Origin of the sequence: Streptomyces sp. NPDC059875 (assembly GCF_042731085.1) — a bacterium.
Lineage (GTDB): Bacteria > Actinomycetota > Actinomycetes > Streptomycetales > Streptomycetaceae > Streptomyces.
In genome coordinates, this window is sequence record NZ_JBHWJZ010000010.1 from 147177 (window position 1) to 172538 (window position 25362).

The following is a 25362-nucleotide window of genomic DNA, read 5'->3' on the forward strand; positions in this document are numbered from 1 at the left end:
CCAGGACCATGGCCGACGCCATGGCCCGGACCCGCGGAGTGAGTGCTACCGCTTGAGCGCCGCGAGCCGGGCCTCGATCTCCGCGCTGTCGCCGAGAGCGTCCAGTTGCTCGAACTGCGCGTCCAGCGAGGAGGCGGCCAACTCCTGCTTGCCCATGGCCTTCGCCTCCTCGCGGCGCACCTTGTCCTCGAACCGGCTCAGCTCGCTCGTCGGGTCCAGGACGTCGATGTTCTTCACCGCGTCCATCATCCGGTTCTGCGCCTGCGCGGACGTGGCCCGCGCCACCAGCTCGTCCCGCTTCGCCTGGACCTCGTTCAGCTTGGTCTTCATCTGGTCCAGGCCGCTCCTGAGCTTGCCGACGACCTCGGTCTGCGCGGCGATCGTCGGCTCGGCCGTCTTCGCCTCCTTCTCCGACTGGAGCTGGCGTCCCAGCGCGACCTTCGCCAGGTTGTCGAACGTGTCCGCCTCCGCCGTCTTTCCGCCCGCCCGCAACGCGTCCGCCTTCCGGCTCGCGGCCAGGGCCTTCTCGCCCCACTCCTTCGCCGCCTCGACGTCCTCCTGGTGGTCCTGCTCCATCAGCCGCAGATTGCCGATCGTCGACGCCACCGCCTCCTCCGCCTCCGCGATGTTGCTGCTGTAGTCGCGGATCAGCTGGTCCAGCATCTTCTGCGGGTCCTCGGCCTGGTCCAGCAGGGCGTTGATGTTGGCCTTCGCCAGCTGGGCGACACGGCCGAGGATCGTCTGCTTGGTCATGCTTCTTCTCCTTGAACGCGATGAGCGTGCCTTGGCCGGCATGGTCAGAAACGGCCACCGCCGCCCAGCCGGCCGCGGGTGTCCCCGCCGCCGAAGCTGCCGGGCCCGCCGCCGAAACCTCCGCCTCCGAAACCACCGAAACCCCCTCCGCCTCTGCCGGAACCCCCACCGGAGCCTCCGCCGAACAGTCCGCCGAGGATGATGCCGCCGAGCACCGCACCGCCGAGCCCGCCGCCGCCACCTCCTACCCCTGTTACACCGCCCAGACCGTTCGGGTTCCCATACGTGCGGACGTCCTGCTCGGCGAGGTCCTGCGCCCGCCGTGCCAACGTGTCCGCCTGCTGGGCCTCGGCGAGGGCGGCCTGCGGATCCTCGGCGTCGGCGAGCGCCGTGGCCTTCTCCAGCCGGCGCTGGGCCTCGGCCAGTCGCGTACGGGCCTCTGCGCCGACCGCCCCGCGGTGCGTCGTGATGTAGTCGGCGGCCGCCCCGATCGCGGAACGGGCGGTCAGCATCACCTGATCGAGGAGCGCGCGGGCGCGCCGCGTGCCCGACTCACGCGCCCGCGCGCCCTCCAGCGCCTGGTCGAGCGCCGTGTCGGCCTCCTCGATGCGCCGCAGCGCGTCGAGCGGGTCGTAGCGGCCCGCGTCCACCGTCCGCCGCACATCGGCGACGACGGACTCCGCCCGGGCGATACGGCCCTGGATGTCGGCGGTGGAGACCCCCTCCGCCGTGCCCTGGAGCAGGCCGCGGGCGTCGGCGAGGTCGGCCTCGATCTCGTCCAGCGCGGTCGGCAGTCTGCCGACCGCCTCCGCCAGTTCCCGGGCCCTCCGGTCCACGGCCTCGCTGAGCCGCGCCGCCTGGTCGACGGCTCCCTCGGCGGCGCGGATGTGTACCGCGGCGAGGCCGTTTTCGCCCGCGTCGACCGCCTGTCGCGCCTGGTCGAGGTTGGTCCTCGCGAACACCAGCCGGTCCTTGGCCTGCTCGACATCGCTCGCGACGGGGGAGGCCGCCGACTCGGCGTACCGCTCGCGCATCGCGGTCAGCGCCGCCTCCGCCGTACCGACCTGCCCGGTCTGCTCGCGGAACGCGGCCTCCGCGGTGGCCAGCGCCTCGGGGGCGTTGCGTTCCAGGGCACGCAGCCGGTCGAAGTCCTCGGACTCCGCGTCGAGGCGGGTGTTCGCCTCGCCGCACCGCCGGATGATCTCGTCGAGCATCGAACGCCGGGTCGCGTCGTCCTCGGGAAAGGCGTCGTCGAGCTTCTGCCGCAGCCGGAACGCGGCCGTCAGCTCTTCCTTCGCGAACGCCACCGCGTCGGTGAACGGCTTCACCGCCTCGTCGCCGAACTGGGCGCTCGCGAAGCCGAGTTCCTCCTGGCTCGTGCGGACGGCGTCGTCGGTGGCGACCAGCACCTGCCGGGCCTGGCCGTCCAGCTGGTCCAGCGGGACCTGCGCGGGTTCCTTCGTCGTGCCCCAGCCCTGCCCCGCGTGCGGCTTCGTGCCGCCCGCCGCCCCGGTCCGCCGGCGCCGCTTGGTCCAGGCGTACGCCGCGACGGCGCCCGCCCCGCCGATGAGGACGACCGGAAGTACCAGGTCCGTCCCCGAGCTGCCCTCGTCCGTCGTGCCGCCGGGATCGGCGGGGCCCGGGGTGAGGGTGGGTGCGGGCACGGGCTGTCCGGCGAGCACGGCGCCGTAGCCGTTCGCCGCGCCGATCGCGGCCCCGGCCCAGTCGTTCTGGCGCAGCGCGGGCTCGATCGCGGTGGTCGCCACGTCGTCGAGTTGTGCCTGGGTGAAGCGGGAGCCGGGGTCCGCCGAGTAGCCGTACTGCCGGTCGTGCGTGGCCACCGCGAGCAGGGCGTCGTTGATGCCCAGACCGTTGCGCTCGGCCGTCGCGTCGGCCCAGTTCTGGGCCGAACGCCCGGAGAAGTCCCGTACGTAGACGACGAAGAGCTGCACCCGCCGGTCGTCGTAGAGCTGGTCCAGGGCCTGGACCACCGCGCTGCGGCGGTCACCCAGCGCCCCCACCGTGTCGGTGATCTGCCCCTCGCGGGACAGGACGACCGGGTCGTCGGCGCGGGCGCCGTGCGCGGCGGGCACGACCAGCCACCACGCCGCCACCAGCACCGCGAGGAGGATTCGGGTGGCCATTCGCGTCACATGGGGAGGTTATGTCCCGGTCTTGCCACCCGCGACCGGGCGGAAACCGTTTCTCCGCCCTGAGCGTCACTGTCGGTAGCCGCCTCTAGGGTGGGTGATCACGACGTCGACGATCTTGGGGGCACGGGTGAACGGACGCGTACGCGGCTGGTGGCGGCGGGGGCGTTGGGTCGTCCTCGGCCTCGTCCTGCTCCTGGTGCTGCCGCTCGGCGGAAGTGCGGTCGCCCTGCGGATCAACTACGCGGGCGACCTCCGCGAGGGGACGCAGTCCCGCGGCAAGGATGCCATCTGGCTGGGCCACGCCTGGGTGGACGGGCGGAAGAAGGACGCCGACCTCGCGGCCTTCGCCGCCCGGATCAAGGGCACGGGGATACGCGACCTCTATGTCCACGCCGGTCCGCTGGAGCACGACGGCACCCTCCCCGCGGCGCGGTACCCGCGCGCGGCCTGGCTGATCGACGGCGTGCACCGGACGATGCCCGGCATTCGGGTGCACGCCTGGCTGGGAGACATCCTGGCCACCGAGGGCCCCGAGGGACTGCGCCTGGAGGACGCGGCCTCGCGCGCGGCCGTGGTGGGATCGGCCCGACAGATCCTCGACGCCGGCTTCGAGGGGGTCCACTTCGACCTGGAGCCCCTGCACTCCGACGACGCGCACTACCTCTCCCTGCTCGACGACCTGGGCGAGCTGACCAGGGCCCGCAAGGCCCCGCTCTCCGTCGCCGCCCACCAGATCGATCCGCTGCCCGCCCTGCACTCGGTGAACGGAGCGCTCACCGGCAGCGAGAAATGGTGGTCGCAGGAGTTCTTCGGCCAGGTCGCCCGGCGCGTCGACCAGATCGCCGTCATGTCGTACGACACCTGGATGCCGCTGGAGAGCCTGTACGGCGGCTACGTCGCCCAGCAGACCAGCCTCGCCCTCGAGGTCACGCCCGAGGACACCGACCTGCTCATGGGTCTGCCGTTCTTCCACGAGGACGACCTCGGCCACCACGACTCGGCGGAGACGGTCGCGGCCGCGATCCGCGGCACCCGGCTGGGCCTGGGGCGCACGGACCACGACCGCGAACGGTTCGGCGTCGCGCTCTACGTCGACTTCGCCGCGAAGGAGGAGGACTGGGCGGCCTACCGCGAGGGCTGGCACTGATCCCGACCGGATCGGCGGCCCTACGTCTCCCGCCTGCGGATCTTGTTGCCCAGCCACACCAGCGGGTCGTACTTGACGTCCACGGCCCGCTCCTTGAGGGGGATCAGCGCGTTGTCGGTGATCTTGATGTCCTCCGGGCACACCTCCGTACAGCACTTCGTGATGTTGCAGTACCCGAGCCCGTGGTCCTCCTGGGCGGTCCGCTTCCGATCGAGGCCCGCCTCCTCGGCGGCGTCCAGCGGGTGCATGTCCAGCTCCGCCACCCGCATCAGGAATCGCGGTCCGGCGAACGCCGACTTGTTCTCCTCGTGGTCCCGCACCACATGACAGGTGTCCTGGCACAGGAAGCACTCGATGCACTTGCGGAACTCCTGCGAGCGCGCCACGTCCATCTGCCGCATCCGGTACTCGCCCGGGGCGAGACCAGCGGGCGGCACGAAGGCCGGGATCTCCCGCGCCTTGGCGTAGTTGAAGGACACGTCCGTCACCAGGTCGCGGACGACCGGGAAGGCCCGCAGCGGGGTGACGGTGATGGTCTCCGCGCGGTCGAAGGTGGACATCCGGGTCATGCACATCAGCCGCGGCCGGCCGTTGATCTCGGCCGAGCACGAACCGCACTTGCCCGCCTTGCAGTTCCAGCGCACAGCCAGATCCGGTGCCTGTGTGGCCTGCAACCGGTGGATGATGTCGAGCACCACCTCGCCGTCGTTCACCTCGACCGTGAAGTCCGTCAGATCCCCGCCGCCCGTGTCGCCGCGCCACACCTTGAACGCGGCCTGGTAGCTGCTCACTCGTAGAGCTCCTCTTCGGCGAGGTACTTGACCAGCTCCTCCTTCTCGAAGAGTGCGAGCAGGTCCGGACGAATGGATTCGGTACGGGTCCGTTCGAGCGCGATGCCGTCCTCCGCCGGGTGGCAGAGCAGGTTCACCGGACGCCACGCCCGCTCCATCGACGGGTAGTCCTCCCGGGTGTGCCCGCCCCGGCTCTCGGTCCGCTCCAGCGCCGCCCGGGCCACGCACTCGCTCACCAGCAGCATGTTCCGCAGGTCGAGCGCCAGGTGCCAGCCGGGGTTGAACTGTCGGTGCCCCTCGACCCCGGCCCGCCGCGCCCGGAGCCGCAGCTCGGCGATGCGCTCCAGGGCCTCGGCCATCTCACCCTCCCGCCGGATGATGCCGACGAGGTCGTTCATCGTCTGCTGGAGCTCCTGGTGGAGGGTGTACGGGTTCTCGGCGGAAGCCTCCTGCGCCGCGCCGAAGGGAGCCAGCGCCTCCGCGGCCGCCGCGTCGATCCCGGCCTCCGAGACGCCATGGCGTTCGGCGGACGTCGCGTACTCCGCCGCGTGCCACCCCGCCCGCCGCCCGAAGACGAGCAGGTCGGAGAGCGAGTTGCCGCCGAGCCGGTTGGAGCCGTGCATGCCACCCGCGACCTCACCGGCCGCGAAGAGCCCCGGAACCCCCACCGTGGCCGCCGATTCCGAGTCGACCGCGATGCCGCCCATCACGTAGTGACAGGTCGGCCCGACCTCCATCGCCTCCGCCGTGATGTCGACGTCCGCCAGCTCCTTGAACTGGTGGTACATCGACGGCAGCCGCCGCTTGATCACCTCGGCCGGCATCCGCGTCGACACGTCCAGGAACACCCCGCCGTGCGGAGAGCCCCGCCCCGCCTTCACCTCCGCGTTGATGGCCCGCGCCACCTCGTCGCGCGGCAGCAGCTCGGGCGGGCGCCGGTTGTTGTCCGGGTCCTCGTACCAGCGGTCGCCCTCCTCCTCCGTCTGCGCGTACTTCTCCTTGAAGACGTCGGGCACGTAGTCGAACATGAACCGCTTGCCCTCGGAGTTGCGCAGCACGCCCCCGTCCCCGCGCACGGACTCGGTGACCAGGATCCCCTTCACCGACGGCGGCCAGACCATCCCGGTCGGATGGAACTGCACGAACTCCATGTTCACCAGCGGCGCGCCCGCGAGCAGCGCGAGCGCGTGCCCGTCGCCCGTGTACTCCCAGGAGTTGGACGTCACCTTGAAGGACTTGCCGATCCCGCCGGTGGCCAGCACCACGGCCGGTGCCTCCAGGACGAAGAAGCGCCCGGTCTCCCGCTCGTAGCAGAAGACCCCGCTCACCCGCCCGGAATCGTCCTTCAGGATCCGGGTGACCGTGCACTCCTGGAAGACCTTCAGCCGCGACTCGTACTCCCCGCTCTCCCGGAAGTCCTCCTGCTGGAGCGCGACGGTCTTCTGCTGGAGCGTGCGGATCAGCTCCAGACCCGTCCGGTCGCCGACGTGCGCGAGCCGCGGGTACTCGTGCCCGCCGAAGTTGCGCTGGGAGATCCGGCCGTCCGGCGTACGGTCGAAGAGGGCCCCCCACGCCTCCAGCTCCCACACCCGCTCCGGGGCCTCGCGCGCGTGCAGCTCCGCCATCCGCCACTGGTTGAGGAACTTCCCGCCGCGCATGGTGTCGCGGAAGTGGACCTGCCAGTTGTCGTGGGCGTTGACGTTGGCCATGGACGCGGCAATGCCGCCCTCGGCCATCACCGTATGGGCCTTGCCGAAGAGCGACTTGCAGATCACGGCGGTACGGGCGCCCCGCTCGCGCGCCTCGATCGCGGCCCGCAGCCCGGCACCGCCCGCGCCGACCACGACCACGTCCCACTGCTGCCGTTCGACTTGAGCCATGTCAGAAGATCCTCGGGTCGTCGAATGCGCCGGTGGCGAGCAGGTACACGTACAGATCACAGAGCGCCACCGAGACCAACGAGGCCCAGGCGAGCACCATGTGACGGGTATTCAGCTTCCCCACCAGGCTCCACAGGCGGTAGCGCACCGGATGCCGGGAGAAGTGCCGCAGCCGCCCGCCGACGATGTGCCGGCAGGAGTGGCAGGACAGGGTGTACGCCCAGATCAGCACGATGTTGACCAGGAAGATCACGGTCCCGAGGCCCGCGTGACCCCACGCGTAGGAGGAGTCCCGGAAGGTCAGCACCGTGTCGTACGTGAGGATCGCGGCGACCGGGAGCGCGGCGTAGAAGAAGTACCGGTGGATGTTCTGCAGGATCAGCGGGAAGCGCGTCTCGCCGGTGTACGCCGTATGCGGCTCGGCGACCGCGCAGGCCGGAGGCGAGGCCCAGAAGCCCCGGTAATACGCCTTGCGGTAGTAGTAGCAGGTCAGTCGGAAGCCGAGCGGGAAGATCAGGATCAGCAGGGCGGGGGAGAGGCCCCACCAGCTGCCGAAGATCTCCCAGTTGGGCCCGTCCTGCATCGGGACGCAGTTCTCCGCCAGACACGGCGAGTAGAACGGCGAGACGTACGGGGCGGCGTAGTAGTCGCTGTTGGCGAAGGCTCGCCAGGTGGAGTAGGCGATGAAGGCGAGCAGTCCGGCCGCGGTGGCGGCGGGCGCCAGCCACCAGCGGTCGGTCCGTAGATGGCGGGGGGCGATCGCCGCACGGGAGGGGGAGTGCACCCCGGTGGCGGGCACTCCCCTTCCGGTGGAGGGCGGTTCGGTTCCTGTGGCCAAGGAGGTCTCCTAGGGCGCGTGCCGGTCGCGTGCTCCCAGGCCCTCGTCGTCCGTGTCCGACCCCCATAGCCCGCTGTCATAGGGGGTGTCGGGGATCGTCACGATGTTCTCGGGCCGACCAGGGGTCGGTGGCGAGGGGGCGCCCCGCTCTGCCGCGATGCTGCGTTCCAGCTGTCCGACCGTACGGACCAGGTCTTCGAGGCAGCGCTTGACGGCCGCCAAATCGTCCTGAAGGGACATGGATTGCCCTCACTTCCGCGAGTGCGGGTGGCGAACACGCGCCTGAGAGTGTCGCGCGTCACATCCCGCTTTGTGAAGCCATGTGTACGGGATTCCACTCGTCCGGTGAGCCGCGCCGCCCGGCGGTTGGGCCGCATGGGTGGGGTTTGTCCGCCCCGCCGTCGTGTCGCCGTGGCCTGATCCGATCCGTCCTTTTCAGTGTATGAGCAATAGGTGTGATCATCGCCAAATGCCATAAAACTGGACGAAGGGGTACAAGTCATGTCCCAGGTCGGCGCCCCTCGCGGGAGGACATGCTCCAGGAGCCCCCGCTCCCGCACGCTCCGCTCCGTCGCCACCCTCACCAGCGCGGTGCTCGCGATCTCGGTCCTGGCCGGCTGCAGCTCCGGTGACGAGGCCGACGAGGCCCGGGCGGCCGCCCCGGACCACGCGCCCGCCGCGCGCGACCGGGTGGCCGACGGCGGAACCCTGAACTGGGCCGTGGACGCGATGCCCACCACGCTCAACGCCTTCCAGGCGGACGCCGACGGCAGCACCTCGCGCGTCACCGGAGCCGTACTCCCCTCCCTCTACACCCTCGACGAGCGCGGCCGGCCGCAGCGCAACCCGGACTACCTGGAATCCGCGCAGGTGGTCGAGACGGAGCCGAAGCAGGTCGTCCTCTACAAGCTCAACCAGCAGGCGGTGTGGAGCGACGGCCGGGAGATCGGTGCCCCCGACTTCGTCGCGCAGTGGCGGGCCCTGAACGGCCGGGACACCGCGTACTGGACGGCTCGCAACTCCGGCTACGAGCGGATCGAGAAGATCGAGCGCGGCAAGAACGACCTGGAGGTACGGGTCACCTTCGCCAAGCCGTACGCCGACTGGCAGTCCCTCTTCACCCCCCTCTACCCGAAGGAGGTGATGGGGTCCCCGGCCGGCTTCAACGACGGCGCGCGCACGGCCCTGAAGTCGACCGCGGGCCCGTTCCAGCTCAAGGCGGCCAACCGCGCGGCCGGCACCCTCACCCTGGTCCGCAACCCCCGCTGGTGGGGTCAGCCCGCCAAGCTCGACCAGCTCGTCCTGAAGGCCGTACCGCGCGCCGAGCGCGTCACCGCGCTGGCCGCAGGCAAGCTCGATCTGGCCGAGATCGATCGGTCCGCGGCGGACCGCATCGCGCTCGCCGTACGGGACACCCGGGCCGGCCAGGGCGGCGGACAGGCCCTCGCCCACGGCCCCGGCGCCGCTCTCACCCCCTCGGTGGCCCTGAAGTCCTGGGCGGTGGCGAACGGCTCCGACGAGGAGAAGGCGGAGGCCGTTCAGGCCGCCCGCAAGAAGAACCAGCAGGCCATCGACCGCTACACGGCCGAGCAGCGGGCGCTCGGGGCGTTCGTGGTGCGCAAGTCGCTGGAGCCGGCGTACACGCAGCTCTCGCTGAACGGCGAGTCCGGTCCGCTGGCCGACGAGCGGGTACGGCGGGCGGTGGCGCGCGCGCTCGACCGCCGGGCACTGGCCGAAGCCGTACTCAAGCCGCTGGGGCTGCCCGCCGACCCGCCCGGCAGCCACCTGGCCCTGGCCGGGCAGTCGGCGTACGCGGACAGCAGCGACGCGCTCGGCGACCAGGACGCCAAGGAGGCGCGGGCGCTGCTCGCGGACGCGGGCTGGGTGCCGGGCGGCGCGGCCAAGAAGCCGGCCGGGACGAAGGCGGGCAGCGAGGCGGAGAGCAAGGACACGAACAAGAAGGACACGAACAAGAAGGAACCCGCCGAGAAGAAGCCCGAGGCGGACAAGGTGGACAAGGCGCGCGGCGCGGACAAGGCGGAGCAGGCGGACAAGGCCAAGAAGCCCGCGGCCGACGCCGCCTCCGACGACGGCCTCTACATCGTCGGCGACGACAAGCCGGGCGGCACCGCGGCCCGCGACGACGGCAAGGCGAGCGAGCCCGAGATCGGCGTCGCCGGCCCCGAGAGCGGCACCAACATCCTCGCCCCGGCCCCCGGCGCCGCCCTGCAGAACATGGCCCTGCTCCGCCAGGCCGCCCTGCTCGACACCGCCCCCGTCGCCGCCGACGCCGCCACCACGACCGAGGCCAAGGCCAAGGCCAAGGCCCAGAACCCGGCCAAGCCCGAAAGCGGCGTCGCGGGCGCCTACGCTCCGCTCGGAACCGCCGCCCCCGCCGTCCCTGCGGCCGCCGGCCAGGCCCTGGGGAAGGACGGCAAGGCCCTCAGCCTGCGCTTCGTCCTGCCTTCGGGCCCCGGCTCGGAGTCGCTCCGGGCGGTCGGCGACAAGATCGTGCAGATGCTCGACGCCGTCGGCATCCGCACCGAGATCACCAAGGTCGCGGACGACAGCTTCTTCAAGGACCACATCGCCTCCGGCGACTACGACCTGGCCCTCTACTCCTGGCCCGCCTCCGCCTTCCCGGCGACGGACGCCCGGCCGATCTTCGCCAAGCCCGAGCCGGCCTCGGACGGCTCCCTCCTGGTCGAGCAGAACTACGCCCGGGTCGGCACCGACCGTATCGACCAGCTGTTCGACCAGGCGGTGGCCACGCTCGACGAGGAGGAGGCCCGTGACCTGGTCCGCCAGGCCGACGCCCGGATCTGGGCCGCTGCCGGATCGATTCCCCTCTACCAGCGCCCCCAGCTGGTGGCGGCCAAGCAGGAGCTCGTGAACGCGGGTGCCTGGGGCTTCGCGGCCCCGCGCTACCAGGACATCGGGTTCAAGAAGCCCGAATCCGCCAAGGGGGCGGAGCGCAACACCAAGAAATAGCCGAAAGTGCAGGTCACAACCTCAGATGCAGCTCAAGTGCCTTGCCCGCCGGCGACCCCGGCGGGCAGGATCACGTCCGGCCCCTTGACCCGGCCGGTTCCGCACGCTCAGTGCCCCTCCGCACCCCCAGTGCACCGCACCACCGAGGCCCCCAAACCTCCTAGTAGACCGTTCCTAGAGACTGAGCGGGAGCGAGTCCTGTTGCCAGGACTCGTGCTCAGCCGCGCGCCCCGAACGATCTTGGGCACGCTGGTCGCCCGCTTTCGCTCCGCGTCCGGGCGGCATGCATCGTGTGCGTGGTCCGGGAACGCGGGGGCGGGTTACCTCACGCCCAAGGGCGCCCGATGAGGCCTGGACGGTCCGATGCCCACGACGATCACTCCGGTCGTCGTGGGGCGGTGCCGTCCGTCGCCGGATCGGGTGCCCTTGGGCGCGCCTTCCGATCGCCACGGCGGCAGCGTCGTGGCGAGTGGTTCTACGGGTCATGCTGGTGAGGGGCTTCTGCCAGTGCTGCGCACCCCAGCGGCTGGTGTAGGCGGGGTCGACGGCGATGATGCTGATGCCAGTCTGGTCTGCCATCGAGGTGAGGCGGGCGCGGAGTTTGCCAGTGGGCATGCCGGAGATCAGCTGCCGGAACCGGCGCTTGCGGCCGTGCTTCTCGCGGGTCTTCTCCGCCCGGAAGTCCAGGTCCTCGACCGCGATCGCCGCCACGCCGCAGGTCTTCGCCCAGTTCAGCAGTCGGGTGAGGGCGTGGCGGACCTGGGCGTCACGGTGCTGGGCGGTACCCGACAGGTCGTAGCAGAAGTGGCGCGGGTTGCCGATGGGGTTGCCGTGGTCGTCGAGGCGCCAGGCGGCGAGATGGTCGGCATTCATGTCGACACCGATCACCCCATGAGCGAGCGCAGCCTCCAGCGGAACCACGGGTGCGGGCGGGATCTGCCAGGATGCGGTCAGATACCAGCGTCCGCGCTGGGTGTCGTAGTGGATGCGGTACGCCACCGCCCGGTTCGCGTCGACACGGTCGGCCCACTCCGTACCCCGGTGCGCGAACCGCACCCGTGCGGCTAGTGCGTACCGGCCGTGCGGGGCGTTCGCCAGCCCGGCCAGCGGCGTCGGCAGCTTGATCGACACCTCCCCGTCCGGAGTGACCCTGATGGTCTCGTTGCCGTACCGCTTCCCCGACTCACCATCGGCCTGGAGGAACCAGCGTTCCGCCGCCCACCGCTCGCGCCACTCCGGCTCCGTGAGACCAGCGGCGCCAAGGTGGTGGCGGGTGTTCAGCAGACGCCGGCCACCACGGACCACCCGCACTCGGCCCGCCTGCCAGTCCGTCAACGCCGTGGCGTGGCGGGCTTCCAGCGTGGTCAGGCGTCGAGACTTCGCATGCCACTCCCGCCGCGACCGGTAACCACCCGGCGCCCGTTTCGAGCCGGGCGCACCGACGGGAAGGGACAGCCGGTGCCGGATCATCCTGATCCCCGACTCCAGACCTTGGATGTGCGCGGCCTGACAGCGCCTGGCCAGCCCCCACTGGTCATGCGACACCTTCGTCACCGCCCCCGCCCACCGCGACGACGACACCCCCGTCAGAACCCTCTTCCGCATCGCCCACGATTCGCCGGAGTGATCCAGACCGTCCCGGCAGCGCACCTTGAGGTCCTGCGAAGCGAGCGCACCCATGTGCGCGCCTAGCAGCCTCAGAACCTTCTCGTCCTCAGCTGTGGGGCCCGTCAAGCGGTCACGCACGGCAACACCCATGGGGCCTGGCACGACGAAAGGCCCCATGGGCGCTCGAAGCCCTGAAACGGACCGCTCCCCAGCCATCGCACCCCCTCGCTGCCCTCTTGGCCAGACTGTTCAACGACCAGCAGTGCGAAAGGACACCCGTTCCTATCTCGAACCTCTGACGTACCTCGTTTCCGGGTCAGGCCACGGCAGGTGGTCCAGGGCGGCCGATCCGGCGGACCGTCGGCTACCAGCTGCTTTCGGTCCGCTACGGCCCGGTCAGGAATCCCCCTGGACGCGGGCATGCAGGTGCTCGTCATGCCAACCATCTGCATGCAGGAGCGCACTGCGCATGGTCCCTTCGAGGGCAAATCCTGCCTTCGTCGCCACATGGCAGGACGCCGGGTTCTCAAGGGAGTGGGTGATCCGGAGCCGATGCAGGCCGACGTCCTCCAGAGCCCACCGGCTGATGCGGATGGTCGCCTCGACCATCACTCCGTGAACCGCGGCCCTCAGGCAAGAGCCAGTACAGGTATTCGGCGCTGCCTCCGGTCAAATCGATGTCAGCGAGACCGATCAGCCCTATCGGCTTGGCGTCGGCAGACAGGGCTATCGCCCAAATCGCCGCCTTCTCGTCCCTCCAACGCCGACTCCATCGCGCGATCCTTCCGCGCGCCTCGTCCAGCGACAGGTAGCCGGGCCGGTTCCATTGCTGAATCTCCGCATCGTGGCAGGAGCCGACCAGCACCTCGGCACCCTCCGGCTGCCACGGCGCAGGAGGAAGCCGTTGGTGAGACGGAAACCGGCTGCTCAGCCTGACTCATGCTGCCGACTGGGGCCACAGGAGGTATCGAAGTCATCGGAGCATCATGGCAAGGGCCGGAGCGACGCTGATCCTCCATCCAGCCCGGGCGACGGGCGCGGACGGATCACATCCGTGACCACGACGGGAGCGTGCCGCTCTCCATGCGGTAATGCTGCATTGGCCGGCAAATATTGCGGAAGCGGGGCATGTCCGCTCCTCTCGAATCCGGGCGGGGAAGCCCCTTGCGCGGCGGCCCCGTACCATAGGACATAGCCGTGGCGCGTCCGCCCGGCGGGCGTAAGAGGAACTGACGCCGCATCCCACGATCCGAGAGAAGCGCAAGCACCCATGCCCACGCGCCACGACATCCGTAACGTCGCCATCGTCGCCCACGTCGACCATGGCAAGACGACCATCGTCGACGCCATGCTCAAGCAGGCCGGTGCCTTCGCCGCCCACCAGCAGCTCGACGACCGCATGATGGACTCGAACGACCTGGAGCGTGAGAAGGGCATCACGATCCTCGCCAAGAACACGGCGGTGAAGTATCACCCCAAGGACGGCGGGGCCCCGATCACGATCAACATCATCGACACCCCCGGTCACGCCGACTTCGGTGGCGAGGTCGAGCGTGGTCTGTCGATGGTCGACGCGGTCGTCCTGCTCGTCGACGCTTCCGAGGGTCCGCTGCCGCAGACGCGCTTCGTGCTCCGCAAGGCCCTTCAGGCCCGGATGCCCGTCATCCTCTGCATCAACAAGACGGACCGCCCGGACTCCCGGATCGACGAGGTCGTCAACGAGACCTACGACCTCTTCCTCGACCTGGACGCGGACGAGGACCAGATCGAGTTCCCGATCGTCTACGCCTGCGGCCGTGACGGCATCGCCTCGCTGACCAAGCCGGAGGACGGCACCGTCCCGGCCGACAGCGACAGCCTGGAGCCGTTCTTCTCCACCATCCTCGAGCACGTCCCGGCCCCGTCGTACGACGAGGACGCGCCGCTCCAGGCCCACGTCACCAACCTCGACGCCGACAACTTCCTCGGCCGTATCGCGCTGCTCCGTGTCGAGCAGGGCGAGCTGCGCAAGGGCCAGACGGTCGCGTGGATCAAGCGGGACGGCACGATCACCAGCGTCCGCATCACCGAGCTGATGATGACCGAGGCGCTCACCCGCAAGCCGGCGGAGGTCGCCGGCCCCGGTGACATCTGCGCCGTCGCCGGTATCCCCGACATCATGATCGGCGAGACCCTGGCCGACCCGGAGAACCCGATCGCGCTGCCGCTGATCACGGTCGACCAGCCGGCCATCTCCATGACCATCGGTACGAACACCTCGCCGCTCGTCGGCCGCGGTGGCACCGGCAAGGGCGCGGACGCGAAGGCCGCGGTCAAGGACCGCAAGGTCACCGCCCGCCAGGTCAAGGACCGTCTGGACCGCGAGCTGGTCGGTAACGTCTCGCTCCGCGTCCTCGACACCGAGCGTCCGGACGCCTGGGAGGTCCAGGGCCGTGGTGAGCTCGCGCTCGCCATCCTGGTCGAGCAGATGCGCCGCGAGGGCTTCGAGCTGACCATCGGCAAGCCGCAGGTCGTCACCAAGGAGGTCGACGGCAAGATCCACGAGCCCGTCGAGCGTCTGACGGTCGACGTGCCCGAGGAGCACATGGGCGCCGTCACGCAGCTCATGGGTGTCCGCAAGGGCCGCATGGACAACATGTCGAACCACGGCTCCGGCTGGGTCCGCATGGAGTTCGTCGTTCCGTCCCGTGGCCTCATCGGCTTCCGTACGGAGTTCCTGACCAACACCCGCGGTACGGGCATCGCCCACTCGATCCACGAGGGCCACGAGCCGTGGTTCGGCACCCTGACGACCCGTAACAACGGTTCGCTGGTCGCCGACCGCGCGGGCGCGGTCACCGCCTTCGCGATGACCAACCTGCAGGAGCGCGGTGTCCTGTTCACCGACCCCGGCACCGAGGTGTACGAGGGCATGATCGTCGGCGAGAACTCGCGCTCCGACGACATGGACGTGAACATCACCAAGGAGAAGAAGCTCACCAACATGCGCTCCTCCTCCGCCGACTCCTTCGAGGCGATCGTCCCGCCGCGCAAGCTGTCCCTGGAGCAGTCCCTGGAGTTCTGCCGCGACGACGAGTGCGTCGAGGTGACCCCGGAGGCCGTGCGCATCCGTAAGGTCGTCCTGGACCAGAAGGAGCGCGGCCGCTCGGCCTCGCGCGCCAAGAACGGCTGACCTGTGTGATCTTCGGCGCCTGCCGCTGACACCACCTCAGACACGAGGCCCGGACCCCCGCAGTCACTGTGGGGGTCCGGGCCTTTCGTCAAATCCATTTCATGGGCGGGGTGTCCGCATATCGACCGTCGCTCTCCGGAACGTGTGTTAACGGTCCGTTTCGCGGGTGTCTGTCTGTGATCGCTTTGTCCGGATTTCGGTCTCAAGGCCCCTGGTGATGTTGTCAAACCGAGACCACTTAAGTGTGGTTTACAGCCCTGACGTACTTAATAGTTGGCTCCATTGAGCTCGGGTCAATGGGTCACGCACTGTGGGGAGTGCCGACTCACGAGCACACTCGGGGCACGGGAGTGCATCGCCGTCAGGGGTGTCGGCGAACTCGGAGTGCCCCTCTTGTAGTGACAAGTGGACTCATGAGGAGGAACCCATGCGCGGTGCCAAGAGCGCCAAGTGGGTAACGGGCGCGATCGTCGTCGCCCTGGCAGCGACCGCCTGTGGCGGGGGTAGTGGCAGCAGCGACTCTGCCTCGAAGGAGAAGGGCAAGCCCGCGGGCTATGTCTCGATCGACGTCGGCGAGCCGCAGAAGCCGCTGATCCCGGCCGACACCAACGAGTCGCTGGGTAGCTACGTCATCCAGTCGCTGTTCACGCAGCTGCTGGACTTCGACGCCCAGGGCAAGATCGTCTACACCAACGCCGAGTCGATCAAGACGACCGACTCGAAGACCTGGACGGTCAAGCTCAAGAGCGGCTGGAAGTTCCACGACGGCACCCCCGTCACGTCGAAGTCGTACGTCGACGCGTGGAACTGGTACGCCAACATCGAGAACAAGCAGCAGAACGCCTTCTGGTTCGAGGACATCGCCGGCTACGCCGACGTCCACCCGGACAAGGGTGCGCCCAAGAAGAAGGAGATGTCCGGCCTGAAGGTCGTGGACGACACGACCTTCACGATCGAGCTCACCAACGCCGTCCCGTACTTCGAGTACAAGCTCGGCTACACGACCTGGGCCCCGCTCCCCGAGTCCTTCTACAAGGACCCCGCGGCGTTCGGTCAGAAGCCGGTCGGCAACGGTCCCTACATCTTCGAGAAGTGGGACCACAAGAAGCTCATCCAGGTCAAGGCCAACCCTGACTACCAGGGCCCGAACAAGGCCAAGAACAAGGGTGTCCTCTTCAAGAACTACGCGACCGTCGAGGCCGCGTACCAGGACCTCCTCTCCGGCAACCTGGACATGATCCGCCAGGTCGGCCCGAAGGACCTGCCGAAGTACAAGCAGGACCTGGGCGACCGCGCGATCGAGCAGCCGTACGCGGCCATCCAGAGCCTCGTGCCGACCTTCTACTCGAAGACCTTCAAGGGCATCAACCCGAAGGTCCTGCAGGGTCTCTCGATGGGCATCGACCGCGAGACGATCACCAAGACCGTCCTCAACGGCACCCGCAAGCCGGCCACGAGCTTCATCCCCGAGGGTGTCGCCGGTAAGCAGGACCTGGGCAGCGACATCTTCACCTTCAACCCGGCGAAGGCCAAGCAGCTCGTCACCGAGGGCGGCGGCGTTCCGGACAACAAGATCTGGATCCAGTACAACGCCGACGGTGGCCACAAGGAGTGGATCACCGCCGTCTGCGAGTCGATCCGCAACTCCACCGGTGTCGACTGCGTGCCGGACGCGAAGCCGGACTTCCAGACCGACCTGGAAGCGCGTGACAACAACAAGGTCAAGTCGATGTACCGCGGTGGCTGGGTCGCCGACTACCCGGTGAACGCCAACTTCATGCGTGAGCTCTACGGCACCACGGCCGAGGCGAACAACGGTCGCTTCTCGGACCCCGCGGTCGACGCGGCGTTCAAGAAGGGCGACAACGCGAAGTCCCTGGAGGAGTCGATCAAGGCTTACCAGGAGGCCGAGAAGCTGGTTCTCACCAAGATGCCGGCCATCCCGCTGTGGGAGTACAAGATCAACGGTGGTCACTCCGAGGCTGTCGACAACGTGACTGTCGACTTCCACGGTGACTTCAACATCACCGAAGTCACCGTCAAGTAACCATCCCACGGTCCCACCCCCACTCGGCCGTCACCCGCCACCGCAACTGGCGGTAGGCCCCCGGGGCCGCTTCCCGCATCCAGGAATCGGCCCCGGGGGCTGTAGGTATTCATATCGGAGGCAAACATGGGGCGTTATGTCGCGCGGCGACTGCTCCAGATGATCCCGGTCTTCATCGGGTCAACCTTGCTGGTCTTCTCCATGATGTACGCGCTGCCCGGCGATCCCGTGCGCGCGCTCGCGGGAGAGCAGACTGTCGACCCGGCGCAGATCGCTGCGATGAAGAAGGACCTCGGGCTCGACCAGCCGCTCCTGGTCCAGTACGGGAACTATCTCGTCAACCTGTTCCAGGGTGACTTCGGCACGCAGATCGCCAGCGGGCAACCGGTCGCGGACATCATCGCGGACGCGTTCCCGATCACGATCAGACTCACCCTGTTCGCCTTCACCTTCACCGCGCTCGTCGGTATCTCTCTCGGTGTCTTCGCCGGACTGAAGGCCGACACGCTCCGGGACCGCGGTCTGCTGGTCCTGACCCTGCTCCTGATCTCCGTCCCCTCGTTCGTCCTCGGCTTCCTGGCGCAGTACTTCTTCGCCCACCAGCTCGGCTGGGTCGACCCGAACGTGAGCGCCCTGGCGGAGTGGAACGAACTGATCCTTCCCGCCGTCGTGCTCGGCTCGCTGTCGCTGGCGTACGTCGCCCGCCTCACCCGTACCTCGATCGCCGAGAACCTGCGCTCCGACTACATGCGCACCGCGGTGGCCAAGGGCCTGCCGCGCCGCCGCATCATCGGCGTCCACCTGATGCGCAACTCGATGATCCCCGTCGTCACCTTCCTCGGCACCGACATCGGCGCCCTGATGGGCGGCGCGGTCGTCACCGAGGGCATCTTCAACGTCCAGGGCGTCGGCTACAACGTCTTCTCCGCGCTGAAGCACCGTGAGGGCGCCACCGTCGTGGGCATCGTGACCCTGATCGTGGTCGTCTATCTCGTCGCCAGCCTGCTCGTCGACCTGCTCTACGCGGTCCTGGACCCGAGGATCCGTTATGCCTGAGGCACTCAAGGAAGCTGTCGACGCGCAGTCTTCGGCGGACGCCACCGCTGCCAAGCCGGTCGAGAAGCAGGAGAAGCCGCGCAGCCTCTGGTCGGACGCCTGGCACGATCTGCGCCGCAACCCGATCTTCCTCATCTCCGCCGTCCTGATCGTCGTCCTGCTGACCATGGCCGTCTTCCCCGGCCTGTTCACCAGCGCCGACCCGCGCCACGCGGACCTCGCCAAGCACTACCTCCAGAAGCCGAACTGGGGCAGCTTCTTCAGCGAGGACTGGTTCGGCTACGACATCCAGGGCCGGTCGATCTACGCGCGTGTCGTCTACGGCGCCCGCGCCTCGATCGCCGTCGCCGTCGTCGTCACCCTGCTCGTCACCATCCTGGGCACGGTCGTCGGCATGCTCGCCGGCTACTTCGGCGGCTGGCTGGACACGATCCTGTCCCGGATCACGGACATCTTCTTCGGTGTCCCCTTCATCCTCGGCGCGATGGTCGTCCTGACCTCCTTCGAGGAGCGTCACCTCTGGGTCGTCATCCTGGCCCTGGCCTTCCTGGGCTGGACCCAGATCGCCCGTGTCGCCCGCGGCTCGGTGATCACCATCAAGCAGGCGGACTACGTGATGGCGGCCAAGGCGCTCGGCGCCTCCACCACGCGCATCCTGCTCCGGCACATCCTGCCGAACGCCATCGCCCCGGTCATCGTGGTCGCGACCATCGCACTCGGTGGCTACATCTCGGCGGAGGCGACGCTCTCCTTCCTGGGCATCGGTCTCGCCGAGCCGACCGTCTCGTGGGGTGTCGACATCTCGTCCGGCCAGGAGCAGCTGCGTAACGCCGCGTTCGTCCTGGTCGTCCCGTCGGTCATGGTGTCGATCACCGTTCTGGCGTTCATCATGCTCGGCGATGCGGTTCGCAGCGCCCTCGACCCCAAGCTGCGCTGAGGAGGGCGTACAACGTGAGCATCATCGACAAGACCGCGAGCGTCCCCGCCCCCCGCGGCGGCGACGAGCACACCGGGCCTCTGCTCGAAGTCCGTGACCTGCACGTGGAGTTCCACACCCGTGACGGTGTGGCCAAGGCGGTCAACGGAGTCAACTACAGCGTGAACGCCGGCGAGACGCTCGCCGTGCTCGGCGAGTCCGGGTCCGGCAAGTCCGTCACCGCGCAGGCCATCATGGGCATCCTCGACATGCCGCCCGGCAAGATCCCGAAGGGTGAGATCTTCTTCCGCGGCGAGGACATGCTCAAGATGTCCTACGAGGAGCGCCGGAAGATCCGTGGCCGGAAGATCGCGATGATCTTCCAGGACGCGCTGTCCTCCCTGAACCCGGTCCTCACCGTCGGCTACCAGCTCGGCGAGATGTTCCGGGTGCACCACGGCCTCTCCAAGAAGGAGGCCAAGGCCAAGGCCATCGAGCTGATGGACAAGGTCAAGATCCCGGCCGCCGCGGCCCGGGTGAACGACTACCCCCACCAGTTCTCCGGCGGTATGCGCCAGCGCATCATGATCGCCATGGCGCTCGCCCTGGAGCCCGACCTGATCATCGCGGACGAGCCCACCACGGCGCTCGACGTGACGGTCCAGGCCCAGGTCATGGACCTCCTCGCGGAGCTCCAGCGGGAATACAACATGGGCCTGATCCTGATCACCCACGACCTCGGCGTGGTCGCCGACGTCGCGGACAAGATCGCGGTCATGTACGCGGGCCGGATCGTCGAGACCGCCCCCGTCCACGAGCTGTACAAGCGCCCGGCGCACCCGTACACCCGGGGTCTGCTCGACTCGATCCCGCGCCTGGACCAGAAGGGCCAGGAGCTGTACGCGATCAAGGGCCTGCCGCCCAACCTGCTCCGCGTGCCCACCGGCTGCGCCTTCAACCCGCGCTGCCCGAAGGCCGACGACATCTGCCGCACGGAGATCCCGGCCCTCGCGCCGGTCACCGAGCAGGACGGCACGGAGCTGGCCGGCCGCGGCAGCGCCTGCCACTTCTGGAAGGAGACGATCCATGGCTGAGTTCAGCAAGAAGGAAGAGGCCGTGGACGCGACCCCGAACGTGACCGAGGTCGAGACGGTCGACGCCGCGAGCGAGGCCGAGGCCGTGGCCGCCATCGAGGCGCCGGTCGAGCGCGGTGAGCCGATCCTGCAGGTGCGCAACCTGGTCAAGCACTTCCCGCTGACCCAGGGCATCCTGTTCAAGAAGCAGGTCGGCGCGGTGAAGGCCGTCGACGGGATCTCCTTCGACCTCTACCAGGGCGAGACCCTCGGCATCGTCGGCGAGTCCGGCTGTGGCAAGTCCACGGTCGCCAAGCTGCTGATGACGCTGGAGCGGGCGACCGCGGGCGAGGTCTTCTACAAGGGCCAGGACATCACCAAGCTGTCCGGCCGCGCCCTGAAGGCCGTCCGCCGGAACATCCAGATGGTGTTCCAGGACCCGTACACCTCGCTGAACCCGCGTATGACGGTCGGCGACATCATCGGCGAGCCCTTCGACATCCACCCCGAGGTGGCCCCGAAGGGCGACCGGCGCCGCAGGGTGCAGGAGCTGCTCGATGTGGTCGGTCTGAACCCCGAGTACATCAACCGGTACCCGCACCAGTTCTCCGGCGGTCAGCGCCAGCGCATCGGCATCGCCCGCGGCCTCGCGCTCAACCCGGAGATCATCATCTGCGACGAGCCGGTCTCGGCCCTGGACGTCTCCGTCCAGGCACAGGTCATCAACCTGATGGAGAAGCTGCAGGACGAGTTCAACCTCTCCTACGTCTTCATCGCGCACGACCTGTCGATCGTCCGGCACATCTCCGACCGGGTCGGCGTGATGTACCTCGGCAAGATGGCCGAGATCGGTACGGACACGCAGATCTACGACCACCCGACGCACCCCTACACCCAGGCGCTGCTGTCGGCGGTCCCCGTCCCGGACCCGGATGCCCGCGAGGGTCGCGAGCGGATCATCCTCACCGGTGACGTTCCCTCTCCGGCCAACCCGCCGTCGGGCTGCCGCTTCCGCACCCGGTGCTGGAAGGCGGAGGAGAAGTGCTCCACGGAGATCCCGCTCCTCGCGATCCCCGAGCGCTTCCAGGGGCAGGACACCCCGGCCGCGCACGAGTCGGCGTGCCACTTCGCCGAGGAGAAGGACGTCGTCCACGCGGCGTAGTTCTCCCCGCTGTACGCGCCGAGGGCGCCCGGACCGCATCGGTCCGGGCGCCCTCGGCGCGTTTCTTCATATGGATGCCAAGAAGGTGCATTTCATCCGCACCCGGGTGATATTGGGGCCTAAGTCGGACTTAGGACACTCAGGAGGCACCTCATGCGCGGAGCCACGCACGCCAAGTGGGCCGCATTGGCCGCCGCCGTCGCCCTCGTGGCAACTGCCTGCGGCGGCGGCGACGACAGCGGCGGCGGCAGTGGCGCCGACGGGATCGTGAGCTCCTCGTGGGGTGATCCACAGAACCCGCTGGAGCCCGCGAACACCAACGAGGTCCAGGGCGGCAAGGTCCTCTCCATGATCTTCCGGGGGCTCAAGCAGTACGACCCGAAGACCGGCGAGGCCCAGAACATGCTCGCCGAGAACATCGAGACGACCGACTCGACCAACTTCACCATCACCGTCAAGGACGGCTGGACCTTCTCCAACGGTGAGGCGGTCACCGCGAAGTCCTTCGTGGACGCCTGGAACTACGGCGCCTCACTGAAGAACAATCAGAAGAACTCCTCCTTCTTCGGCCAGATCGAGGGCTACGACCAGGTCCACCCCGAGAAGGGCGAGCCGACCGCCGAGACCATGTCCGGCCTCAAGGTCGTCGACGACAAGACCTTCACGGTCAAGCTCACCCAGAAGTTCTCCACCTGGCCGGACACCCTCGGTTACGTGGCCTTCGCCCCGCTGCCCCAGTCCTTCTTCAGCGACCACGCCGCCTGGCTCGACAAGCCCGTCGGCAACGGCCCGTACACCGTCGACTCGTACGCCAAGGGCTCACAGATGGAGCTGAAGCGCTGGGACGCCTACCCCGGCGAGGACAAGGCGCAGAACGGCGGCGTGACCCTCAAGGTCTACACCGACAACAACACGGCCTACACGGACCTCACGGCCGGCAATCTCGACCTCGTCGACGACGTGCCCGCCTCCCAGCTCAAGAACGTCCAGGCGGACCTCGGCGACCGGTACATCAACGTCCCGGCCGGCATCATCCAGACCCTCGGCTTCCCCTTCTACGACGCCGCGTGGAACAAGCCGGGCCAGGAGAAGCTCCGCCAGGGCCTCTCCATGGCGATCAACCGCGAGCAGATCACCGACACGATCTTCCAGAAGACCCGCACCCCGGCCGTCGACTGGACCTCCCCGGTCCTCGGCGAGGACGGCGGCTTCAAGGACATCTGCGGCGACTTCTGCACGTACAACGCCGAAGAGGCGAAGAAGCTGGTGGCCGAGGGCGGAGGCATCCCCGGCGGCACCATGACGATCTCGTACAACGCCGACACCGGCTCCCACAAGGAGTGGGTGGACGCCGTCTGCAACTCCATCAACAACGCGCTCGGCAACAACAGGGCCTGCGTCGGCAACCCGATCGGCACCTTCGCCGACTATCGCAGCCAGGTCAGCACGCAGAAGATGAAGGGCCCGTTCCGCGCCGGCTGGCAGATGGACTACCCGCTCATCCAGAACTTCCTCCAGCCGCTCTACTACACCAACGCCTCGTCCAACGACGGCAAGTACAGCGACCCGGAGTTCGACAAGCTCGTCGACCAGGCCAACGCGGAGTCCGACATCAACAAGGCCGTCGAGACCTTCCAGCAGGCCGAGGAAGTCCTCCGCGACGACATGGGCGCGATCCCGCTCTGGTACCAGAACGGCAGCGCGGGCTACTCCGAGCGCGTCTCCAACGTGATGCTGAACCCCTTCAGCGTCCCCGTCTACGACCAGATCAAGGTCGGCTGACGCAGCTCGTCGGCGTACGGCCCGGCCCGGCCCCGCGTTCCCCCGCGTGCCGGGCCGTACGACTTCCCCACACCCCCGGAGCCCCTCATGGGACGTTATGTGATCCGGCGTCTGCTGCAGATGATCCCGGTCTTCATCGGCGCCACCCTGCTGATCTTCCTCATGGTCAACGTGATGGGCGACCCCATCGCCGGCCTCTGCGGCGACCGCGCCTGCGACCCGGCGACCGCGGCCCAGCTGGAGAAAGAGTTCGGCCTCGACAAGCCGGTCTGGCAGCAATACCTGATCTACATGGGCAATCTCTTCACCGGTGACTTCGGTACGGCCTTCAACGGCCAGCCGGTGACCGAGCTGATGGCGAGCGCCTTCCCCGTCACCATCCGGCTCACGATCGTCGCGATCCTCTTCGAGATCGTCATCGGCATCACCCTCGGCGTCCTCACCGGCCTGCGCCGCGGCCGCCCCATCGACACCAGCGTGCTGCTGCTCACGCTGGTCGTCATCTCGATCCCGACCTTCGTCACCGGTCTCCTGCTCCAGCTGCTGCTCGGCGTGGAGTGGGGCTGGATCAAGCCCGCCGTCTCGCCCGAGGCCCCCTTCAACGAGCTGATCGTCCCCGGCCTCGTCCTCGCCTCCGTCTCGCTCGCCTACGTCACCCGGCTCACCCGCACCTCGATCGCCGAGAACAAGCGCGCCGACTACGTTCGCACCGCCGTCGCCAAGGGCCTGCCGCGCCGCCGGGTCATCACCCGCCACCTGCTGCGCAACTCGCTCATCCCGGTGGTCACCTTCATCGGCGCCGACATCGGCGCGCTGATGGGCGGCGCCATCGTCACCGAGCGGATCTTCAACATCCACGGCGTCGGCTACCAGCTCTACCAGGGCATCGTCCGCCAGAACACCCAGACCGTCGTCGGCTTCGTGACGATCCTCGTCCTCATCTTCCTGCTGGCCAACCTCCTCGTCGACCTCCTGTACGCCGTCCTTGACCCGAGGATCCGCTATGCCTGAGCCGCTTGAGCCGTTCGACGACGGGCGCGCCATCGACCACACGGGAGCGGGTGGCGCCACCGACCTCGCCATGGAGGAGGGGGAGTCGCTCGAGAAGACCCCGGGCGGCCCCCTCGGCACCGGGCCCTCGGGCAAGCCCCGCTCCCTGTGGTCCGACGCCTGGCACGACCTGCGCCGCAACCCGGTCTTCATCATCTCGGGCCTGATCATCCTCTTCCTGGTCGTCATCTCCATCTGGCCCTCCCTGATCGCCAGCGGAGACCCCCTCCAGTGCGATCTGTCCAAGGCCCAGGAAGGCTCCCAGCCCGGCCACCCCTTCGGCTTCAACGGCCAGGGCTGCGACGTCTACACGCGCACGGTCTACGGCGCCCGGACCTCCGTCTCCGTCGGCGTCCTCGCCACCCTCGGCGTCGCGATCCTCGGCTCCGCCCTCGGCAGCCTGGCCGGCTTCTTCGGCGGCGGCTGGGACGCGGTCCTCTCCCGGATCACCGACGTCTTCTTCGCCATCCCCGTCGTCCTCGGCGGACTCGTCCTGCTGTCGGTCGTCACCAGCAACACCATCTGGCCCGTCATCGGCTTCATGGTGCTGCTCGGCTGGCCGCAGATCTCCCGCATCGCCCGCGGCTCGGTCATCACCGCCAAACAGAACGACTACGTCCAGGCGGCCCGCGCGCTCGGCGCCCCCAGTTCCCGGATCCTGCTGCGCCACATCGCGCCCAACGCCGTCGCGCCGGTCATCGTCGTGGCGACCATCGCCCTCGGTACGTACATCTCGCTGGAGGCGACCCTGTCGTACCTCGGCGTCGGGCTGAAGCCGCCGACCGTGTCCTGGGGCATCGACATCTCCTCGGCCTCGCAGTACATCCGCAACGCCCCGCACATGCTGCTCTGGCCGGCGGGCGCGCTCGCCATCACCGTGCTCGCGTTCATCATGCTCGGCGACGCGGTGCGCGACGCCCTCGACCCGAAGCTGAGGTAGGCG

General features: G+C 68.8%; 19 protein-coding genes and 1 pseudogene. 11 read left to right on the forward strand and 9 right to left on the reverse strand.

The window, feature by feature from the left end; genetic code table 11:
• Nucleotides 1-45: 45 nt before the first annotated feature.
• Nucleotides 46-753: a PspA/IM30 family protein gene (locus ACFV9D_RS15410; protein ID WP_385145573.1), complete on the reverse strand. Its 708-nt coding sequence runs from the start codon at nt 751-753 to the stop codon at nt 46-48.
• A gap of 44 nt (nt 754-797) precedes the next feature.
• The gene (locus tag ACFV9D_RS15415; RefSeq protein WP_385145575.1) at nt 798-2897 is read right to left on the reverse strand and encodes a TPM domain-containing protein; all 2100 of its coding nucleotides are present in this window, start codon (nt 2895-2897) and stop codon (nt 798-800) included.
• Between the two features lie 136 nt (nt 2898-3033).
• Here ACFV9D_RS15415 and ACFV9D_RS15420 point away from each other — a divergent pair, with 136 nt between their 5' ends.
• A complete protein-coding gene (locus ACFV9D_RS15420) occupies nt 3034-4053 on the forward strand; it encodes a hypothetical protein (RefSeq protein ID WP_385145577.1) in 1020 nt (339 codons plus the stop codon).
• A 20-nt stretch (nt 4054-4073) separates the two neighbouring features.
• Here the strand turns inward: ACFV9D_RS15420 and ACFV9D_RS15425 are convergent, their stop codons facing one another.
• Genes ACFV9D_RS15425 through ACFV9D_RS15440 form a run of 4 tightly spaced genes read right to left on the reverse strand, consistent with a single transcriptional unit; the run spans nt 4074 to nt 7802 of the window.
• A complete protein-coding gene (locus tag ACFV9D_RS15425) occupies nt 4074-4844 on the reverse strand; it encodes a succinate dehydrogenase/fumarate reductase iron-sulfur subunit (protein ID WP_385145579.1) in 771 nt (256 codons plus the stop codon).
• On the reverse strand, nt 4841-6724 hold the full coding sequence (locus tag ACFV9D_RS15430) for a fumarate reductase/succinate dehydrogenase flavoprotein subunit (RefSeq protein WP_385145581.1): 1884 nt from the start codon (nt 6722-6724) through the stop codon (nt 4841-4843). The genes ACFV9D_RS15425 and ACFV9D_RS15430 overlap by 4 nt, the downstream gene beginning before the upstream one ends.
• A gap of 1 nt (nt 6725) precedes the next feature.
• On the reverse strand, nt 6726-7562 hold the full coding sequence (locus ACFV9D_RS15435; RefSeq protein ID WP_385145583.1) for a hypothetical protein: 837 nt from the start codon (nt 7560-7562) through the stop codon (nt 6726-6728).
• 9 nt (nt 7563-7571) lie between these two features.
• Nucleotides 7572-7802 carry a hypothetical protein gene (locus ACFV9D_RS15440; RefSeq protein ID WP_385145585.1) on the reverse strand — a complete coding sequence of 77 codons (231 nt, stop codon included), beginning with the start codon at nt 7800-7802 and terminating at the stop codon, nt 7572-7574.
• 261 nt (nt 7803-8063) lie between these two features.
• On the opposite strand from ACFV9D_RS15440, the gene ACFV9D_RS15445 reads away from it, so the two are divergent.
• The gene (locus tag ACFV9D_RS15445) at nt 8064-10553 is read left to right on the forward strand and encodes an ABC transporter family substrate-binding protein (RefSeq protein ID WP_385145587.1); all 2490 of its coding nucleotides are present in this window, start codon (nt 8064-8066) and stop codon (nt 10551-10553) included.
• A 174-nt stretch (nt 10554-10727) separates the two neighbouring features.
• Here ACFV9D_RS15445 and ACFV9D_RS15450 read toward each other — a convergent pair.
• From ACFV9D_RS15450 to ACFV9D_RS15460, 3 genes and pseudogenes are all read right to left on the reverse strand, one after another.
• Nucleotides 10728-12377: pseudogene (locus ACFV9D_RS15450) on the reverse strand (IS200/IS605 family accessory protein TnpB-related protein).
• A 180-nt stretch (nt 12378-12557) separates the two neighbouring features.
• Nucleotides 12558-12770 (reverse strand): GNAT family N-acetyltransferase, encoded by a 213-nt coding sequence (locus ACFV9D_RS15455; RefSeq protein WP_385145589.1) that lies wholly within the window; start codon nt 12768-12770, stop codon nt 12558-12560.
• Nucleotides 12688-13026: a GNAT family N-acetyltransferase gene (locus ACFV9D_RS15460; protein WP_385145591.1), complete on the reverse strand. Its 339-nt coding sequence runs from the start codon at nt 13024-13026 to the stop codon at nt 12688-12690. The genes ACFV9D_RS15455 and ACFV9D_RS15460 overlap by 83 nt, the downstream gene beginning before the upstream one ends.
• A gap of 405 nt (nt 13027-13431) precedes the next feature.
• Between ACFV9D_RS15460 and typA the strand changes: the two genes are divergently transcribed.
• The 9 genes from typA (at nt 13432) to ACFV9D_RS15505 (ending at nt 25359) form a co-directional block, all read left to right on the forward strand.
• On the forward strand, nt 13432-15333 hold the full coding sequence (typA, locus tag ACFV9D_RS15465) for a translational GTPase TypA (protein WP_385145593.1): 1902 nt from the start codon (nt 13432-13434) through the stop codon (nt 15331-15333).
• Nucleotides 15334-15760: 427 nt separating this feature from the next.
• Nucleotides 15761-17380 (forward strand): ABC transporter substrate-binding protein, encoded by a 1620-nt coding sequence (locus ACFV9D_RS15470; RefSeq protein WP_385145596.1) that lies wholly within the window; start codon nt 15761-15763, stop codon nt 17378-17380.
• 126 nt (nt 17381-17506) lie between these two features.
• On the forward strand, nt 17507-18436 hold the full coding sequence (locus ACFV9D_RS15475; protein WP_385145598.1) for an ABC transporter permease: 930 nt from the start codon (nt 17507-17509) through the stop codon (nt 18434-18436).
• Nucleotides 18429-19373: an ABC transporter permease gene (locus ACFV9D_RS15480; protein WP_385145600.1), complete on the forward strand. Its 945-nt coding sequence runs from the start codon at nt 18429-18431 to the stop codon at nt 19371-19373. Before ACFV9D_RS15475 ends, ACFV9D_RS15480 begins: the two co-directional genes overlap by 8 nt.
• Nucleotides 19374-19387: 14 nt before the next feature.
• Nucleotides 19388-20446 (forward strand): ABC transporter ATP-binding protein, encoded by a 1059-nt coding sequence (locus ACFV9D_RS15485; RefSeq protein WP_385145602.1) that lies wholly within the window; start codon nt 19388-19390, stop codon nt 20444-20446.
• The gene (locus ACFV9D_RS15490) at nt 20439-21587 is read left to right on the forward strand and encodes an ABC transporter ATP-binding protein (RefSeq protein WP_385145604.1); all 1149 of its coding nucleotides are present in this window, start codon (nt 20439-20441) and stop codon (nt 21585-21587) included. Before ACFV9D_RS15485 ends, ACFV9D_RS15490 begins: the two co-directional genes overlap by 8 nt.
• 153 nt (nt 21588-21740) lie before the next feature.
• Nucleotides 21741-23369 (forward strand): ABC transporter substrate-binding protein, encoded by a 1629-nt coding sequence (locus ACFV9D_RS15495; RefSeq protein ID WP_385145606.1) that lies wholly within the window; start codon nt 21741-21743, stop codon nt 23367-23369.
• Nucleotides 23370-23456: 87 nt separating this feature from the next.
• The gene (locus ACFV9D_RS15500; RefSeq protein WP_385145608.1) at nt 23457-24380 is read left to right on the forward strand and encodes an ABC transporter permease; all 924 of its coding nucleotides are present in this window, start codon (nt 23457-23459) and stop codon (nt 24378-24380) included.
• Nucleotides 24373-25359: an ABC transporter permease gene (locus ACFV9D_RS15505; protein ID WP_385145610.1), complete on the forward strand. Its 987-nt coding sequence runs from the start codon at nt 24373-24375 to the stop codon at nt 25357-25359. Before ACFV9D_RS15500 ends, ACFV9D_RS15505 begins: the two co-directional genes overlap by 8 nt.
• Nucleotides 25360-25362: the final 3 nt, after the last annotated feature.

What these genes read in the sequence shown, in the direction of transcription:
- ACFV9D_RS15410 (WP_385145573.1), bottom strand. Translation starts at nt 753, where the DNA reads ATGACCAAGCAGACGATCCTCGGCCGTGTCGCCCAGCTGGCGAAGGCC.
- ACFV9D_RS15415 (WP_385145575.1), bottom strand. Translation starts at nt 2,897, where the DNA reads ATGGCCACCCGAATCCTCCTCGCGGTGCTGGTGGCGGCGTGGTGGCTG.
- ACFV9D_RS15430 (WP_385145581.1), bottom strand. Translation starts at nt 6,724, where the DNA reads ATGGCTCAAGTCGAACGGCAGCAGTGGGACGTGGTCGTGGTCGGCGCG.
- ACFV9D_RS15440 (WP_385145585.1), bottom strand. Translation starts at nt 7,802, where the DNA reads ATGTCCCTTCAGGACGATTTGGCGGCCGTCAAGCGCTGCCTCGAAGAC.
- ACFV9D_RS15445 (WP_385145587.1), top strand. Translation starts at nt 8,064, where the DNA reads ATGTCCCAGGTCGGCGCCCCTCGCGGGAGGACATGCTCCAGGAGCCCC.
- ACFV9D_RS15455 (WP_385145589.1), bottom strand. Translation starts at nt 12,770, where the DNA reads ATGGTCGAGGCGACCATCCGCATCAGCCGGTGGGCTCTGGAGGACGTC.
- typA (WP_385145593.1), top strand. Translation starts at nt 13,432, where the DNA reads ATGCCCACGCGCCACGACATCCGTAACGTCGCCATCGTCGCCCACGTC.
- ACFV9D_RS15470 (WP_385145596.1), top strand. Translation starts at nt 15,761, where the DNA reads ATGCGCGGTGCCAAGAGCGCCAAGTGGGTAACGGGCGCGATCGTCGTC.
- ACFV9D_RS15475 (WP_385145598.1), top strand. Translation starts at nt 17,507, where the DNA reads ATGGGGCGTTATGTCGCGCGGCGACTGCTCCAGATGATCCCGGTCTTC.
- ACFV9D_RS15480 (WP_385145600.1), top strand. Translation starts at nt 18,429, where the DNA reads ATGCCTGAGGCACTCAAGGAAGCTGTCGACGCGCAGTCTTCGGCGGAC.
- ACFV9D_RS15490 (WP_385145604.1), top strand. Translation starts at nt 20,439, where the DNA reads ATGGCTGAGTTCAGCAAGAAGGAAGAGGCCGTGGACGCGACCCCGAAC.
- ACFV9D_RS15495 (WP_385145606.1), top strand. Translation starts at nt 21,741, where the DNA reads ATGCGCGGAGCCACGCACGCCAAGTGGGCCGCATTGGCCGCCGCCGTC.
- ACFV9D_RS15500 (WP_385145608.1), top strand. Translation starts at nt 23,457, where the DNA reads ATGGGACGTTATGTGATCCGGCGTCTGCTGCAGATGATCCCGGTCTTC.
- ACFV9D_RS15505 (WP_385145610.1), top strand. Translation starts at nt 24,373, where the DNA reads ATGCCTGAGCCGCTTGAGCCGTTCGACGACGGGCGCGCCATCGACCAC.